At 52.0% G+C, this 16,337-nt stretch carries 15 protein-coding genes and 1 pseudogene; 3 read left to right on the top strand and 13 right to left on the bottom strand.

Features of this window, described 5'->3' with window-relative positions; all coding sequences use genetic code 11:
* Positions 1-95 precede the first annotated feature (95 nt).
* The 6 genes from DWZ44_RS11245 to DWZ44_RS11220 all read right to left on the bottom strand — a co-directional run bounded on the left by DWZ44_RS11245 (position 96) and on the right by DWZ44_RS11220 (position 6,779).
* On the bottom strand, positions 96-1,658 hold the full coding sequence (locus tag DWZ44_RS11245; protein WP_117804875.1) for an ABC transporter substrate-binding protein: 1,563 nt from the start codon (positions 1,656-1,658) through the stop codon (positions 96-98).
* 71 nt (positions 1,659-1,729) lie between these two features.
* A complete protein-coding gene (locus DWZ44_RS11240; protein WP_243002065.1) occupies positions 1,730-2,497 on the bottom strand; it encodes an ABC transporter ATP-binding protein in 768 nt (255 codons plus the stop codon).
* On the bottom strand, positions 2,490-3,326 hold the full coding sequence (locus DWZ44_RS11235; protein WP_117804874.1) for an ABC transporter ATP-binding protein: 837 nt from the start codon (positions 3,324-3,326) through the stop codon (positions 2,490-2,492). Before DWZ44_RS11235 ends, DWZ44_RS11240 begins: the two co-directional genes overlap by 8 nt.
* Positions 3,327-3,362: 36 nt before the next feature.
* Positions 3,363-4,169 (bottom strand): nickel transporter permease, encoded by an 807-nt coding sequence (gene nikC / locus DWZ44_RS11230; RefSeq protein WP_117761943.1) that lies wholly within the window; start codon positions 4,167-4,169, stop codon positions 3,363-3,365.
* Positions 4,166-5,107, bottom strand: coding sequence for an ABC transporter permease (locus DWZ44_RS11225; RefSeq protein ID WP_117761942.1), 942 nt, complete (start codon positions 5,105-5,107; stop codon positions 4,166-4,168). The genes nikC and DWZ44_RS11225 overlap by 4 nt, the downstream gene beginning before the upstream one ends.
* A 10-nt stretch (positions 5,108-5,117) precedes the next feature.
* Positions 5,118-6,779, bottom strand: coding sequence for a class I SAM-dependent methyltransferase (locus DWZ44_RS11220; RefSeq protein WP_117804943.1), 1,662 nt, complete (start codon positions 6,777-6,779; stop codon positions 5,118-5,120).
* A gap of 144 nt (positions 6,780-6,923) precedes the next feature.
* Between DWZ44_RS11220 and DWZ44_RS19545 the strand changes: the two are divergent.
* A pseudogene (locus DWZ44_RS19545) lies at positions 6,924-7,079 on the top strand (electron transfer flavoprotein subunit beta); the annotation flags it as partial.
* 120 nt (positions 7,080-7,199) lie between these two features.
* Here DWZ44_RS19545 and DWZ44_RS11210 read toward each other — a convergent pair.
* The 4 genes from DWZ44_RS11210 to DWZ44_RS11195 all read right to left on the bottom strand — a co-directional run bounded on the left by DWZ44_RS11210 (position 7,200) and on the right by DWZ44_RS11195 (position 12,088).
* Positions 7,200-8,474: a transglutaminase domain-containing protein gene (locus tag DWZ44_RS11210; protein WP_117804873.1), complete on the bottom strand. Its 1,275-nt coding sequence runs from the start codon at positions 8,472-8,474 to the stop codon at positions 7,200-7,202.
* Positions 8,371-9,162, bottom strand: coding sequence for an N-acetylmuramoyl-L-alanine amidase (locus DWZ44_RS11205; RefSeq protein WP_330410121.1), 792 nt, complete (start codon positions 9,160-9,162; stop codon positions 8,371-8,373). The genes DWZ44_RS11210 and DWZ44_RS11205 overlap by 104 nt, the downstream gene beginning before the upstream one ends.
* Positions 9,163-9,244: 82 nt before the next feature.
* Positions 9,245-10,327, bottom strand: a complete 1,083-nt coding sequence (locus tag DWZ44_RS11200) for a hypothetical protein (protein WP_117804872.1) — start codon at positions 10,325-10,327, stop codon at positions 9,245-9,247.
* Positions 10,328-10,387: 60 nt separating this feature from the next.
* Complete coding sequence (locus DWZ44_RS11195) at positions 10,388-12,088, bottom strand: glycosyl hydrolase family 18 protein (RefSeq protein WP_158565888.1); 1,701 nt, start codon at positions 12,086-12,088, stop codon at positions 10,388-10,390.
* 695 nt (positions 12,089-12,783) lie between these two features.
* Between DWZ44_RS11195 and DWZ44_RS11190 the strand changes: the two genes are divergently transcribed.
* Positions 12,784-13,533, top strand: coding sequence for an adaptor protein MecA (locus tag DWZ44_RS11190; protein ID WP_055220132.1), 750 nt, complete (start codon positions 12,784-12,786; stop codon positions 13,531-13,533).
* 68 nt (positions 13,534-13,601) lie between these two features.
* Here DWZ44_RS11190 and DWZ44_RS11185 read toward each other — a convergent pair whose 3' ends face one another.
* Entirely contained in the window at positions 13,602-13,772 is a 171-nt protein-coding gene (locus DWZ44_RS11185; RefSeq protein WP_022461616.1) for a DUF362 domain-containing protein, read from the bottom strand.
* Positions 13,773-13,978: 206 nt separating this feature from the next.
* Between DWZ44_RS11185 and DWZ44_RS11180 the strand changes: the two genes are divergently transcribed.
* Positions 13,979-14,182 carry a DUF1858 domain-containing protein gene (locus DWZ44_RS11180; RefSeq protein ID WP_022461615.1) on the top strand — a complete coding sequence of 68 codons (204 nt, stop codon included), beginning with the start codon at positions 13,979-13,981 and terminating at the stop codon, positions 14,180-14,182.
* Positions 14,183-14,246: 64 nt separating this feature from the next.
* On the opposite strand, the gene DWZ44_RS11175 is transcribed toward DWZ44_RS11180, so the two are convergent.
* Complete coding sequence (locus DWZ44_RS11175) at positions 14,247-14,843, bottom strand: MerR family transcriptional regulator (protein WP_055220134.1); 597 nt, start codon at positions 14,841-14,843, stop codon at positions 14,247-14,249.
* 157 nt (positions 14,844-15,000) lie between these two features.
* Positions 15,001-16,335, bottom strand: coding sequence for a replicative DNA helicase (gene dnaB / locus DWZ44_RS11170; protein ID WP_022461614.1), 1,335 nt, complete (start codon positions 16,333-16,335; stop codon positions 15,001-15,003).
* Positions 16,336-16,337 lie beyond the last annotated feature (2 nt).

Here is a 16,337-nt window from a genome sequence, read left to right as displayed (position 1 = left end):
TTTTCTCTTCTCTGGCACCGTCGCAGTGCCGTTCTTTTCCTATCATAGCGCAAAAAGAGCAGAAAATCCACATTTTCTGCTCTTTTTCCAAATAATCATTTGTTTTTGTCCAAATTGACTGTAATTTCATAATAATCACACGGATGCGCCGTAAGCCCCGTCACGCCCTCGCCGGATACCATCGACATTTTGAGGTGTGATGCGAAGAAAAACATGTGGTCATCCAGCAGCGTCTGCGTCATCTCGATGGCCAGTTCGGTTCGTTTTTCGGTATCAAACTCGCCGCTTAACTGCTGCTCCAGCATCTCGAGTGTCTCACTGTAATAACCGCCGCGGTTCTTGGAGGAATCCTGCAGGCAGTGCGTTGTAAAGAAATACTCGGGATCGCCCGTCGGTGCGCTGACAAATGCGCTGACATAAACATCCCAGTTTCCTTTTTTCAGCAGTTCCAGATGATTTGCCGTGCACTGGATCTGTACTTCGATTCCGATTTTCTTCAGCGATGCCTGTGCACTCTCCGCGAGAAGCGGCAGTTCCTGGCGGCTCGGATACGTGAGCCAGCAGATGGTCAGGTGTTTTCCGTCTTTTTCCACGTAGCCGTCGCCGTCCTCATCGGTCCAGCCTGCTTCAGCCAGCAGTTCTCTGGAATACTCAAGATCATAGGACTCCTCCTGCACTTTGCTGTCGCCGAATGCAAAGTAAGAGGGGAACGGGCCTTCCGCCACGCTTCCGTTTCCTTCCATCAGCGTATTCACAAAGCCCTCCCGGTCGATCGCTCCGATGACTGCCTCGCGCACGCGGTCGTCCTGCAGCACCTCGGATGATCCGTTGAACTGTCCGAAGAAGGTACGCGACGTATCCGCCGAAGAAATCGTGTATGGTTCATCGCGGAACAGGATCAGATTGGAATACGGCAGGCCGTACGCCGCGTCGAGCTCGCCTGACTGTAACGCCATCGTCATCGTATCGCCGTCGCGGATCGTTTTTACTTCGATCCGGTCGAGCTTTGGCGTTCCGTTCCAGTAATTGTCATTTTTCATGAGTGTCAGTCCCTGATCCGTCTCCACCTGTACTGCGCGGTACGGGCCGGTTCCGGCGACATTGCCGTCATCCGTCACACCTGCCTGCATATCAATGATGCATCCATATGGGTCGGACAGATAATTCAGAAGCGCCGGGACAGGCTGTTCGGTGTGAATCGTTACGATCAGGCCGTCTGCCTCGATGCTCTCAATTTTCAGATCCCCGCGTGCACGGTCATGTACTGCGATCAGATCCTCGAGACATTCTTTGACCGCCTCCGCGTCGAGAGTGCGCCCACTTGTAAAGGAGATGCCTTCATGCAGTGTAATCCGCCATGTTGTATCGTCCACAATCTCATAGCTTTCTGCCAGCCATGGCTCGATCTCCATAGAATCGGAATAATGAAACAGCGTCTCACCGATCCCATAGCGGATACACGCCCAGCCGGAATAGCCGTTGTGCGGGTTGACATCGGACTCGTCGTTTTCGGCGTTGAATGTCGTGTCGCCGTATACGAAAACTTTTTCATCTGTACCATCTGCCGCTGTGCTCTGACAACCGGAAAACAGTACCACCGCCAGAATGCCGCACAAAACATATGCAATTTTTTTCCTTCTGCCGTTCTTTCTCTGCATTCTGTACTTCTCCTGTTTTCGCAAATGGCACCACCATTTCCGCTGTCTGATTTTCTGTTTCAACAGTTTTCTCACAGACTATACTCCATCAACAGTTTCGTATATTCCTCTTTCGGGTACTCCAATACCTCCCGCGTCTCCCCCTGCTCCACGATTTTTCCCTGCCGCATGACAATCACACGGCTGCAGAGTTCCCGCACCAGCGCAAGGTCGTGGCCGATCCACAGCATCGCAAGTTCTTCTTCCCGCTGCAGTTTTTTCAGCAGTTGAACGATCTGCGCCTGTACCGCCGCATCGAGCGCACTCGTTGCCTCGTCGCAGATCAGAAGAGACGGCTGCACAGCAAGAGCCCGCGCAATTGCGGCTCTCTGGCACTCTCCGCCGCTCGTCTCGCGGGGATAGCGTTTCGCCGTTTCCGGGGCAAGCTCCACTTTTTCCAGCAGTTCCGGCAGACGAAGACAGGCTTCTTTCCGGCTCATTCCCTGATTCCGAAAAGCTTCCAGAATCCCGGTTTCGAGCGTCTGCATTGGATCGAAGGAATCCTGCGGGGTCTGGAAGACCATCTGTATTTTCCGGTAAACTTCGCGCTGCCGCCTGCCTTTTCTTCCGAGGATTTCCTCGCCTTCCAACAGAACGCTGCCTGCATCCGCCTGGACCAATCCGGTGATCAGACGGGCCGTCGTGCTTTTTCCGCATCCGCTCTCCCCGATCAGGCCAAGACATTCACCCGCATCCAGTGTGAAGCTGATGCCGTCCACGGCGGCAAATTCCGTTTCCCGGCCGGTTCCAGCAAAGTTTTTGCTTAAGTTGTTTACTTCCAGCATGTTATGATTATGCATCGTTCTTCCCTCTTCCCGGCACAGCCGCAAGGAGATTTTTTGTATATTCGTCCTTTGGGTGATCGAAAACCGTCCTTGTCTCCCCCTGCTCCACGATGTTTCCATCCTTCAAAACAGCAACCCTGTCTGCCATCTGCTCGAGAACCGCAAGATTGTGCGTCACCAGCACCATCCCCGTCTGCTCTTTCTGCTGCAACGCCTGAAGCTCCCGCAGCACCTGCGCCTGCGAAACCACATCGAGTGCACTCGTCGGCTCGTCCGCCAGAAGAAGCGACGGATGCAGCAGCATTGCGAGCGCAATCCCGACGCGCTGGTTCATGCCGCCGGAGAGCGACGATGGATAGCTGTTCCAGATCGTCTCGCCATCCGAAAGCCCCATATCCGCAAATCGCTGGAGCGTCATATCTTTGATTTCTCTGCGGCTTTTTCTGCCAGACATTCCCCCAGAAATCGGGGTGATGAATCCGCAGCGTTTCTCATGGGCGCGCACGCTTTCACAGATCTGTGTTCCGATTTTCCGGGTCGGACAGAATGATGCCCCTGTATTCTGGAAAATCATACCAATTTCTGAACCGCACAGACTCCGCAGCTTCTTTTCGGACATGCCCGTCAGCTCCTCTCCGCGAAATGTGATCTGCCCGCCGGTGATGGAACCATTCTTTCCCATCAGCCGCAGGATCGCTCGCAGCAAGGTACTTTTTCCACTGCCCGACTCCCCGGCGATGCCGACGGTTTCTCCTTTTTCGACGGAAAAACAGATGTTATTTAAAATTTGCTCCCCCTCATAACAGACAGAAAGGCCGCTGATTTCCAGCAGTTTTTCGCTCATGTTTTTGCTCCCTTTGTTTCCATTTTCGTTTGCCCCTTATCCCTGATCCACCGTTTTCCGTACCGCCTCACCAAGCAGATTGCAGACAAGAACGGTCAGAAAAATCGCCAGTCCCGGCGCCAGAATGACCCAGGGCGCGGTCTGCAGCATACTTCTTCCGTTGCTCATCATCGCTCCCCACTCCGCCGACGGCGCTTCCGCACCAAGGCCGAGGAAGGACAGACCCGCGATTTCCAGCATCATCGTTCCGATATCAAGCACCGCTGTGACAATCGTCTGCCCCGCAAGATTCGGCAGAATATGGCGTCTGATCATCTTCCATGTTCCGTTTCCTGTAAGGCGCGCCGCCGCGATGAACGGCATGTGTTTCAATGCCAGCACACGGTTCCGTGCAAGCCGTGCATATTTCGGCCAGGAAACAAGGATCAGCGACACAACGGCTCCCGTCATGCCGCTCTGCAGAACGCCGGAAAATGCGATTGCAAATACCATACCCGGAAAGGCCAGAAAAATATCGGAGATCTGCATCAGAACCGTATCCGTTTTACCTTCCAGCCAGCCGCTGAAAATTCCGGCGAGTGTTCCGATCAGAGCGCTTGCCGCAACGACAAGAAGTGCTGAAAAAATGCTGACCCGCGCGCCGGAGAGAATCCTTGAAAACAGATCTCTTCCATAGCGGTCCGTCCCCATCCAGTGCGCCGCGGACGGCGGAAGAAGGGACAGTTCCAGATTCTGCTCATACGGATCGTACGGTGCCAGATGGGCCGCACATGCGGCAAACAACAGCAGCGCACCGGCGAGGATGCCATAAAAAAGGATCTTTCTTTTCTGTTCTTTTTTCATCGCATTCCCTCCAGCTTCGCCCGCGGGTCCAGTGCACCCATCAGCAGATCAGCAATGAGATGCAGCAGCAGATAGATCGCCGCCATCCACACCAGATATGCCTGAATCACGGGAATATCGTGCATGGAAACGGCATCCACGGCCATTTTTCCGACACCATTCCACATGAAAATCGTCTCAACGATGGCGGTTCCTCCAAGCAGCGAACCGGCGGATAAGAATAGCAGCGTGACCATCCGAAGCAGCACGGATTTTAATACATTTCCAAACAGAATCCGGTTTTCACTTAACCCACGTGCCCGTGCACCCGCCACGTACTCCTGCTCCAGCTCTGCAAGCACGGCAGAACGCACCTGACGGGTGTATTTTGCCGTCATCGAAACCGCAAGCGTCGCCGCCGGAAGCACACAGCTTTTCCATCCCTTTCCCATACTGAGAACCGGAAAAAGATTCCATTTCAGCGAAAAGAAATACAAGAGAAGAAGTGCAGTGAAAAACCCCGGAAACGAATTACCTGCAAAGCAGAACAGGCTGATACTGCGGTCCGCCCATGTATTCTGATATTTTGCACTTAAGATACCGAGCGGAAACGAAAGACAGACCGTCATGGCAAGCGCCAGCGCCGCAAGTGCAATCGTTGCGGGCAGTTTTTCACAGAAGCTTACAAGCACCGGTTTGCCGGAAACGTACGACTCCCCGAAGTCACCGCGCAGGGCGTTTTTCAGCCATTGCAGGTACTGGACAGCTTTCGGCTCATTCAGTCCCAGCTCCTCCCGCATCGCTTCTTTTTCCGCCTCCGACATCACGCCGCCGCTGCTGCTCTCTTTTAAATCCACCGCATCGACCGAGGAAAGTCCCGTCAGCAGAAAAGCGAGAATCGTCACGCCGAGGAATACCGGAATCAGGCGAAGCAGTCGTTTTAACAGATATTTTTTCACAAATACTCCTTTACTGCTTCACGGCACAAATCGAAAACATCGGTGCCGGGTTATAGAACTCGTCTTTTTCCAGATAAATGCGTTTTCCAAGGCTCGTATCAATGCGGATTTCTCCCGCTGTGTTTTCGCACAGCACCGCCACATCGTACGCCGGCCGGTTTTTGCGGCTGATCGGGAGCTGTGATTTGATCCGTTCGCACTCTTCGAGCATCTCGTTTCCAACCTTGAAATGGGCATGCGCCTCCGGAAGTCCCTTCGTATCGGCAACATCTTCTTTTCCGTAATTGGCATCGAAGTTCAGCAGCACACCGCCCGTTTTCAGCACACGCATCCACTCGCCGTAAGCATGCTCCGCATTCGGCAGCGTCCACGTCAGGTTTCGGGAAATGACAACATCGAACGTTTCATCCGCAAACATCGGATTTTCCGCGTCCATGACCTGGAAGCAGCAGTCGGCATTCTCTTCTTCGGCAAGCTGGATTGCATTCTCAATCATCTCCGGTGTCAGGTCGATGCCGAAGACCTCGTGGCCCTCTTTTGCCAGCAGGATCGAGAAAAATCCGGCTCCGCAGCCCACATCAAGGATCTTTAACCGTCTTCCCGCCGGGATCTGTTTTTCAATCTCTTTCATCCAGCGCTTCGCAATCGGGTTCGCAAGTTCGGAGCGTCTCTGCTCTAAAAAGCTCTCGCTCCGCTTCTCCCAGTAATGGACAATCTGCTCTTTGCGGTCGTCGTACTCCGGCTCGCGCACAATTCTTCCGTAAGCAACGACAGGGCCACCTTCTGTTACCATATCGCCCGGTTTTGCCGCCGGATACCAGAGACCGTCTTCGGAAGCCGCCTGATATTTTTCGCCGCGGCGGACGGTCACATCACCAAGCTGGAAGGGCTGCTCTGCGCTTTTTTCCGCGCGCACCAGAAACATCGGTGTCGATGCATAGTTCAGTCTCTCTTCCTCGCTCCAGACGCGCTTCCAGATTTCGGAATCGGTCTGGATGGAACAGACGCCGAGGGATTCGAGCACCTTCGTATCCCACGCCGGCCGTTCCATCGCAGAGAGCGGCACCTGGCGCGCAATATTTTCCATGCGGTCAATGTCCGTGCACAGATAATGGTCGTCGAGCTGCTGCTCTTCCACTTTCTTCCGGTCTGCCTCGTACGCTTCTTTTTTCTCCTCGTCATAGAGATAACCGTACCAGTTCGCATCAAAATTGAGCAACACGCCGCCCGGTTTCAGGACACGCATCCACTCTTGGTATGCCTGCTCCGGCTTTTCCAGATTCCAGGTCAGATTTCTGGAAATGACAACATCAAAGGTCTCATCCGCAAACTCCAGATTCTGTGCATCCATCCGCTGCAGCGTCACGCGCTCCAGACCGTATTTCGTATATTTTCCCAGATTCTCTTTCGCCTTTTCCAGCATCTCCTCCGTGTAGTCAACAGCCGTCACCGTATAACCTGCCTCCGACAAAATCATCGGGAAGAATCCCGGGCCGGTTCCGATATCGAGAATCTTCATCTCTTCTTTCTTTTTCTCTGGAAACTGCTCCTCTAATACATGCAGCCACGCTTCTCTCTGGCTTCCCGCCAGTTCTTTTTCATTGACCTCAGAATACCCCTCCGCACGGGTTCCCCAGTAGGAGGCAATTTCCTGTAATAATTCCTGTTCCATATCTTCCGCTTCTTTCTTCTTTTTCTTAACTTTCCCGGCGCGGTCGTTCTCCAACCGCTCAAATATCCCTTTACTCTACCAAAAATCGGCCTTTTTCACAAGCCCCCACGGGGGATATTCTTAACGCCGGCGCAGGGTATTCAGGTGATCGGCGGCGCGGATCTGATTATCTGCGGACGTCAGACAACCGACGGCGATACCGCGCAGGTCGGCCCTTTGATTGCGAAACATCTGACGATCCCGCATGCCGCCTGGGTCGCAGAGGTTACCGATGTCACGGATCATTCCATCACCGTCCGTCAGGATCTTGTGAGTGTTTCCCAGGTTTCCGAACTCCCTTATTCGTGCCTGATTACCATCGAGTTTCTCGAGCGCGAGCTGATCGACATTTTGTTTCCGGATATTTTTAAAGGAGAACCGTCATTCACTCGGTTCTCCTTTATATTGCCAGAATACCATCAGCTTTCTTGTCGCCGTATCCTCGCTGTATGTATATTTTACGGACCCGAGTCCGTAATAGCTGCAAAGATAGCCGGAAGCCTTATCGAGAAGCTCCGGTCGGGCTTCCATGACCTGTGCCATCAGATCATCGGTGGCAAATTTAAATTCGGAATACTCTTTTGTCTCTTCAATATCCGTCTCCATTTCCCACAGAATCTGCGTCGCATCAAATGTATCCATGTACCGGCCGATCTGGCGGTAATACTCGAGGTCATCTGCATTGCACGCCGGGAGCGGCAGATTCGCATCCGCCTGATGCGTGTCCGAAAATTCCGCATCGGAAACGCAGAGAAAATCGTAGTAGATCAGGTCGTCCGGCAGATTGTACTCGCCGCTCTCGCCCTCTGCGAATACCGGATCGCCCCAGGTTACATCGACGTTGTAATAATTGTCTCCGCACTTTACGATATTCCAGCCGTGCGCCTCGCCGGTGTCTGTCGTTCCCGTCACATAAATGACCGGGATGTCCAGGCGGTTCATCAGATACTGGAACGTTCTGACATAGCCTGCGCAGACCGTCTGTCCGTTCACAAGTCCGCTGTAGAGTGTCTGATTCTCCGGCGCATCTTTCACATAATCAATCTGCCGGATACATTTTTCGAAGACAGCCTTGATCTTCCCATAGTCATCCATCGAATGGTCGATATCACTTAAGAAATCGTTTCCCGCCCCTTTGATCTGGGACTGGCGGCCTGTGATCTCCTCCGCAGAAATCGTGTATTCTGGAACTACCTCACAGTAGTTTTTCGGCTCGCCGTATCCCGTGACATGTGATGCTCCGTTGATCCAGCAGTACTCCGGGTAATCCATATAGACCCATCCGTAAACCTCCGCCGTCACATCGGGATCGCCGCCTTTTGTGATGATGGTTTCCTGGTGTTCCGCGATTCCCTGCACCAGTTCGCGGTAAATCATCTGTCTGTTTTCATCGAGCTGGCTGTAATAATACCGCTTCGCCAGCTCCTCCTCATCTGTATTTTCCGCCTGAAACTGTGTTGCGCCATTCTCTGACAGACCATTGTTTTCGTCTGCCGTCTGTGAAGCAGTGCTGCTGTCCGCTCCGCTTCCGTTCTGCGCGGGATCGCTCTCATCAAATTCTCCGAATACCAGATAAGCCGCCAGCAGGACAAGCATAAGCGGAAGCAGCGCCCGCAGCGGTCTCTTCCGTCTTCGTCTGTGTCTTCTCTTTGCCATTCTTCTTTTCTCCCAGATACGTTAAAACGCCGTCACACAGTGCATCCGCCACCTTTTTCTGGTACTCCTTTGTGTTCAGGAGCGCTTCCTCCTCCGGATTTGAGAGGAATCCGCACTCGCAGATCACCAGCACTGCGTCTGTCTTCTTCAGCATGTAATACGTTTTGTTTCCCTTGGCTTTCCTGTGATTCGCCGGATCGAGCCCCGCGACCAGTGCAGCCTGCATGCAGAGCGCCAGTTTTTCGCCTTCTTTTGAATCCGTATAATAAAACACCTGCGCCCCTTTGACCGCCGCATCCGGGTAGCTGTTCTGGTGAATGCTGATCACACAGTCCGGCTTTTTTTTATGAATCAGCTGCACGCGCCGCTGCAGATCCTGCACTTTCGCATTCACGGCTCCCGGATCGGAGAGATCATCCTCCCCTTCCCGCGTCATCACCACAAGGATTCCCTGCTTTTCCAGCTTCTTTTTCAGCAGACGGGCAATCGCAAGGTTGATGTCCTTTTCTTTGACACCGTTTGCCCCGATTTTGCCGGGATCGTCGCCGCCGTGGCCGCTGTCCAGCACCACTACTTTTGTGGCTGCCTTCTGTGCTGCCACCAGCCGTGCGCCCTCGCGGGACAGAACATACGCCGCCGAAAGCAGAATCACCGCCATCAGCCATTCCAGTTTTTTCCCTTTTTCCAAATGAAAAGCCCCCTGCTGCAAATTTCCTTTCTTGGTCATTTTATGCAGCAGCGGGGCAGGTTACAACTCTTATTGCTTCCGGTTACTCTTCCTCATCTTCTTCATCATGCGCGCGATTCGGGATTTCATCCTCTTCTTCGTCGTTGTCATCATCGAGATAATCCGGCTCATTTTCGAAATCGATGACTGCGGAATTTTCGACGATTTCGTCTTCTTCCTCTGCTTCTTCTGCGGTATCTTCACTGCCTGGCTCTGCGGCTGTTTCTTTTGCCTCTCCGGGAAAGATACTTTTTACCGGATCTTTCATGAAGGTTTCCACTTCCGACGCAGAACGTTTCATCTCCTCACGCATTTTTTCGATGCCGGCAAAGGTCTCCTCAAAAATTCTGCGGTTCTTCTCGAGTACACTTGTCATGGTTTCCATCTCGGCGTAAATCTTCTGGTATCTGGTGTTGGCTTTCTGCAGTTCCGCGTCCATATGGCTCTGGATTTCTTCTGCTTCGGCCTGCAGTTTTTCTTCATAAACAGCAGCCAGTTCCTCGCCCTTCTGACGTGCGCTCTCTACCATGTATTCGCACTGTTCCTTCGTCTCGCGGCGCTGCTTTGCACAGGATTCCTTTGTCTCCTCCCTCTGTTTCCGGCAGGACTCGTTTGTCTCCTCTTTCTTTTTGCAGCACGCCTCATCCGTTTCCTCCGTTTTCTCGCGGCAGGACTCGTCCGTTTCTTCGTTTTTCCGGCGGCAGGCTTCCTCGGTCTCTTCTTTTAGCTTTCTGCAGCTCTCCTCCGTTTCCTCCGTCAGCTTTCTGCACGCTGCATCGGTCTCTTCCGTTTTCTCGCGGCAGGCATCTTCTGTTTCCTGTGTCAGTTTTTTCGCTTTCACCTGTGCCTCAAACACAAGGCCGCTGATGCTGTCATAATTGTCGATATAGCTCTGGTATTTCTCATGAATGTTTTTTTCGAGCTCCTCGATTTTATCCTCACGCTCGCGGATCTTGCGGTTCAGCTTCTCGATTTCCTGCTCGTTTTCCTCGATCTTCGCTTCCAGTTTCTTCTGAGCGGCATACGCCTGATCTTTCAGGTTCTGCACTTTCGTCATGACATCGTCCTTATCGAAACCGCCCATCAGCGTTGTTTTAAATAATTCTTCGTGATTGTTTTCTGACATGTATACTCCTCCTTCGTGCCCGGGCTTTTATCATTCCCCTTATCCTTCCCGGACTCCTCGTCAACTGTTTGTTTCAATATATTCTGAAATCAGACTCCAGATGTCTGCGCGCTCGAATCCGAGCTTCCACTCTGCCACTCCGGCGAGATCGGCGCTTTGGATCACTTTCAGTTTTTCCTCCATGGACTGCTCATCCTCCATCCAGATCGTGTATCTGGCATCGGAAGTTTCTACCGTTGCCACATTCTGGCCAAGGGATGCATCCCAGGTTTCTGTCATCTGATTCTCTTTTGCATAGTTTTTGGCGCCATCCATGCCCAGCACCTCGCTGGTAATGGCGCTCTGTCCGAACTTTTCCGTCCAGACACGGGTATAAAACGGGATTCCGCAGATCACCTGATCGGCAGGCATCACCCGCGTCATCTCCTCCACGGCCTGCTGTACGAACGGGAGGGATGAAACAGAGCCTGCCTCCTCGCTTCCCGCGAAATGCTCGTCATAGGCCATGACAATCATATAGTCCACAAATCTTGCCTGCTCGCCGCGCTGATAATACATCGTGTAAGCCTGCGGTACCGGCGTATCGACCGACACCACAAGATTCTGTGCATGCGCCGCGCTCGTCAGTTCCCGCAGAAACTGCAGGTAATGCGGGATTCCGGCCTCTTTCAGATTCTCGAAATCCACGTTGATGCCGTCCATGCCGCACGATGCTGCCTCGGCGAGCAGCTGCTCAATGATTCTGCTGCGCACGGATGCGTAGGCAAGATCGGTTGTTTCGTCAAATGCTTCATTAAAGTTATCAATCAATCCCCAGACTTCCCGTCCCGCTTCATGCGCCAGTTTCACGTAATCGGCGCTCGCAAGGCTGGAAATCGTACCGGTTTCGTCTGTCACGGAAAACCAGGTCGGTGAAATCACGTTCACGCCGGTCATTTCTGCTGTCATCTCTGCCATCGCGTCGTTCGACTCGGTCGATGTGCTCTGATGCCAGACCAGATTGATTTTGTGATCCCGTGTAATTCTTTCATAGGAATCTTTCTTTGCCGTCCGCGCTTCGATGGCCTCCGGCTCGGAGATATCCTCTGTCTGGATGTATCCGGTATAGCCGTCCGCCGTCATGACTTTGCACCAGTTGTCCAGATTTTCCAGATACAGCAGGGTGTCACCCTTCTGTACATCCGCAAGAATCAGACTCTTGATGCCGCCTTTCTGGCGCACCTGCGCGGTGTCTGACTGTACCGTCGCCTGCTCCACGCCGTCCCATTCATTCCGGATTACAACACGATTGGGATCGCTGTAATATGCATAGTCGAGATCTGTGTATTCTTTTACGACATCCAGCGAAATGTAAACCGTTCCGTCGCTCTCCTGCTGTACGGCAGGCTGTCCGCCCGGTGTTTTGGCAATGGCCGCATCGCCCGGAAGCAGTGTCTGCACGCCGCCGCTCGTTGTAAGCAGGATTCCTTTTGTTTCTTCATCCCAGTAGAAGCAGCTGTTCAGCTGGGATTCTACATATGTGTACGCCGCATACGGCTCTCCTCCGATAAGGACGGCCTGCTCTTCCAGAAGTTCTCCGTTCTGGATCAGCGCAACGCTGTTTTCGTCTGTCAGGTTAAAATATTCGTTCCCGGCCATGTATTCGGTTCCGGGTTTATATCGGTTTATCAAAAATGAAACAACGCCTGCTGCACCGACTAGCACGATCAAAATCAGTACGACCAGTACCGGCGCTGCTTTTTTCTTCTGTTGCTCCTTCATGTGTTCTTTTCCCCTTTTCTTCTCTCTGAAGATCTCCCCACTTGCGCCCATTATAACAAAAAAAATACCCAATAGCAACCGTTATGCGCAAGGGAACCGCATGCGAGTCAGAAAGTATCGTTACAGTTCACTGGTTCCCAGCGAACTGTAACATTCGCAGCCCTCATTTAAAGTTTTGCTTTGCAAAAGGAGGGCTGCTCACACCTGAATCATGTTCTTACGCAGCGAAACAGCAGGTGTTTCACTGCTGATTGAACAGTAACGAAAGTATCGTTGCTTTTTGCTATTGGGTATTTTTCAGAAAATCTGTTTAAAAAGTTTTGTCGATTGTTTGTTTCATGGCTTATTTGCAGTTGTGACGTACAAAAAAGAAAGCCCCATCGATCCGTATGAAATACTTTTGTTTTTAGTTTCAATGATCATGTTTCACGGGGACGCCTTCTTATCCGATCCGTTTTTTCTGTGCCTGCTTCTGGCCGGAGTATGCACCCTCCGGGCAGAAGCAAAGGTTTCCCCAACTCCTATTATACTTCAAGCCGGGGGAATTACAAATAAAGTTTGTCCCTTCATTTCTGAAAAAATTATGCGAAATGTAAAAAAAATCTTAAGTTCTTTACTTCTTTCCGTGATGTGTTATACTATATTGTAAGCAGCCCTATTTATATAAGTAAAGAGTAATTAAGGACGTGAGAGTTATGAAAATAGAAAAAATCAATGATAACAAGATCCGCTGCACACTGACCAGCGCCGATCTTGCCGAAAGAAATTTAAAGCTCAGCGAACTGGCTTACGGCACGGAAAAGGCCCGCAGCCTGTTTCAGGATATGATGCTTGAAGCCAACCAGCAGTTCGGCTTCAATGTGGATAATGCCCCGCTCATGGTCGAGGCCGTTCCGGTGGCTCCGGACAGCATTGTCCTCATTATCACCAGAGTCGAGGATCCACAGGAGCTCGACACCCGCTTCGCCAAATTTGCTCCATCCGGCGACGATACGGACGGACCGGAACCGGTACAGTATTCCGGCGCGGACGACATCATCGACCTGTTCCACAAGCTCTGCGATGTGAAGAACAAGGCACAGGAAATCGCAAAGAAAGCGGCACAGAAGGAAAACGAAAAAGAGCCTGCAGCATCCGAGGAAAAGAATGTGGATCTGGTACGCACCTTCCACTTCTCAACCCTCGACGATGTCATCAGCTCCGCAAAAGCGCTGAACCAGTATTTTACCGGCAGCAATTCCCTCTATAAGAACAGGGCAGATGCCAACTATCAGCTCGTTCTGCACCAGTCCGGCTGCAAACCGGAGGAATTCAACAAGGTCTGCAACATTCTTTCTGAGTACGGCAGACAGGAATCCTTCTCCCTGGCCGCTGAAGCATTTCTGCTGGAACATGGAAATGCAATGGTAAAAGAGAATGCTCTGCAGGAGCTGGCTTCTCTGTAAGTTTTGAAACGTATGTATAAAAAAAGGAAGTCCGCGAAGGACTTCCTTTTTTGTACGTTCCGTACAAATTACTCTTCTGTGATAGCCTCGGTTGGACATACGCTTGCGCATGTTCCGCACTCAACGCATACATCCGGGTTGATTTCGTAATGGGAATCTCCCTCAGCGATAGCCTCTACTGGACATTCTCCAGCGCAGGTTCCGCAGCTTACACATTCGTCTGTGATTACATATGCCATGATCTTATCCTCCTTATAGATTTTTTGGCCCTTTCGGTACTATCCACATTGTAAACGATTGCCCCCTGAAATACAAGTACAAAATTATAAACATTCTATAATCTTATGAATTTGTTCTTGCATTCCCCCCGGGGGTACGCTATAATCAAAATAGCCGTCAAAATCGGAACGACGGGTATATACACATTTAAAGGAGGAACTTTAAGATGGCAAAGATCTCGAAAGACATGACAATCGGCGAGTTAATCGCAATGGATACAAATATCATCGGAATCCTGATGGGAGCCGGTATGCACTGCATCGGCTGCCCTTCTGCACAGGGTGAGTCCCTGGAAGAAGCAGCTATGGTTCACGGCCTGGACGCTCAGGTTCTGGAAGACCAGATCAACGATTATCTGGCTGCAAAATAAGTCGGATTTCCGCGTGGATCCAAAAAGAACGCCTCTCGCAGGCGTTCTTTTTTTTCTGTCCGATTTACCCATTGTTCCGATGGCCCCGTTTTGCTTTCGTCCGTTTTCCTTTCTGCTCCAGCGTCGCCGCTGCTTCTCTCCGGCTCTGCTGGTGGCGGCGGATCGCCTCATCCACACGGCGGCTCCGCTCTTCCTGGCGCCGCTTCTGTATCATCTGATCGAGCAGACGGCCGAGCACGCGGTAAAACTCCGTCTGACGCTCCTCCTCTTCCTGCCGCATCACAGTGTCCGCCAGCTGTTCTGCTTCCCGCTCGGGCAGAAGATCGACAACCACCTCCGGCACTTCGTCCGCTTTTCCCGGTATTGCCGGATCCGGCTTCTCCTTTGCCGTCTCTGCCGCTTCCGCCGGAAACGCTTTGATCTCCGCCGTTGCCTGCACCAGCTTCGGCATCAGCTCGCGGATCGCTTTCAGGTGAAGCCCCTTTTTCTTCAGTTCCCGGATTCCCAGAAAAATCTGAATGTCCTGCGCAGTATAGCAGCGGTGTCCCAGCGAATTGCGGTGGATTTCCATGCCGAGCTCGTCCTCCCAGTACCGGAGCACATGCGCTTTCTCCCCGGTCAGCTTCTCCGCCTCCGTGACCAGATACGTTCTATTTTCCATACGGCAGCCACTCCCTTCTTCCCTTTATTATAGGATCTGTTATCCCCTGCCGCAAGAAAATCTCATCGTAATATTCCGACAAATTCATACAATTATACACAAAAAACGTGCCGCAGGACTATCCCACGACACGTTCTGACACATAAAATATTTTCTTTTATCTCTCTGCATTCGCAAATTTCGTATAATCCGGCAGCCAGACCAGATTGACGGTTCCGATCGGGCCGTTTCGCTGTTTGGCGATGATGATTTCCGCGATTCCCTTATTCTCGGAATCCTTATTATAGTAATCATCTCGATAGATAAACATAACAACGTCGGCATCCTGCTCGATCGCTCCCGACTCACGCAGGTCGGAAAGCATCGGACGGTGGTCGGTACGCTGCTCAACAGCCCGGGAAAGCTGGGACAGTGCAACAACCGGCACATTCAGCTCTCTCGCGAGTGCTTTTAAGGAACGGCTGATATCCGAAATCTCCTGCTGACGCGATTCCGAGGAGCTCTTTCCGCTTCCCGACATCAGCTGCAGGTAGTCAATGATGATGATATCAAGACCGTGCTCCAGCTTGTATTTGCGGCATTTCGACCGCATCTCTCCGATCGAGATACCAGGTGTATCGTCGATCATCAGTCGGGATTCACCGATCATGCCGGCGCTCTCGATCAGCTTGCTCCATTCGTCGTCTTTCAGGTTTCCGGTTCTCAGATGCTGGGAATCTACTTTCGACTCCATCGAGAGCAGACGGTTCATCAGCTGCTCCCGCGACATCTCGAGACTGAAAATCGCAACGGCTTTGTCTTTCTTAAACGCCATATACTGCGCAATATTGAGGACAAACGCCGTTTTACCCATAGACGGACGTGCCGCAATCAGGATAAAGTCAGAGTTCTGCAGACCCGATGTCTTGTAGTCCAGATCCGTGAATCCGGTCGGAATACCCGTGACATTTCCCTTCGTCTTCGATGCACGCTCGATGTTCTCCAGCGTATTGATGACAACCTGGCGGATCGGCATGAAGTCTCCGGAATTCCGCTGGCCCAATAACTGGAACATCTTCTTTTCCGTCTCCTCCATGATGACTTCCACCGGCTCTTTGTTCAGATAGCAGTCATTCTCAATCTCTTCTGTCAGCTTAATGAGACGGCGCAGCACCGCTTTCTCGCTGACGATGTTCGCATAATGGCGCACATTCGCCGAAGTCGGCACCGCATTTAAAAGATCGCGGACAAACTCCATCGAACTGATCTCCGGCGGAACATCCTTTTCACGCAGGCGGTTCTGCAGGGTGACCAGATCGACCGGTTTTCCCTCATTGAACAGCTCCACCATGGCATCAAAAATGACGCCGTACTGGTGCTGGTAAAAATCGTCGCTCGTCAGGATTTCCGATGCCGCCATGATGGCTTCGCGCCCCATCAGCATGGAACCGATGACCGACTGCTCCGCCTCGATGCTGTGCGGAAGGATTCGTTTAATCAGTGCTTCTTCCATAG

The sequence above is a fragment of the Blautia sp. AF32-4BH genome, from assembly GCF_003460565.1.
Taxonomy (GTDB): Bacteria; Bacillota; Clostridia; order Lachnospirales; family Lachnospiraceae; genus Fusicatenibacter; species Fusicatenibacter saccharivorans.
This window is presented reverse-complemented; position numbering and strand designations above follow the sequence as displayed.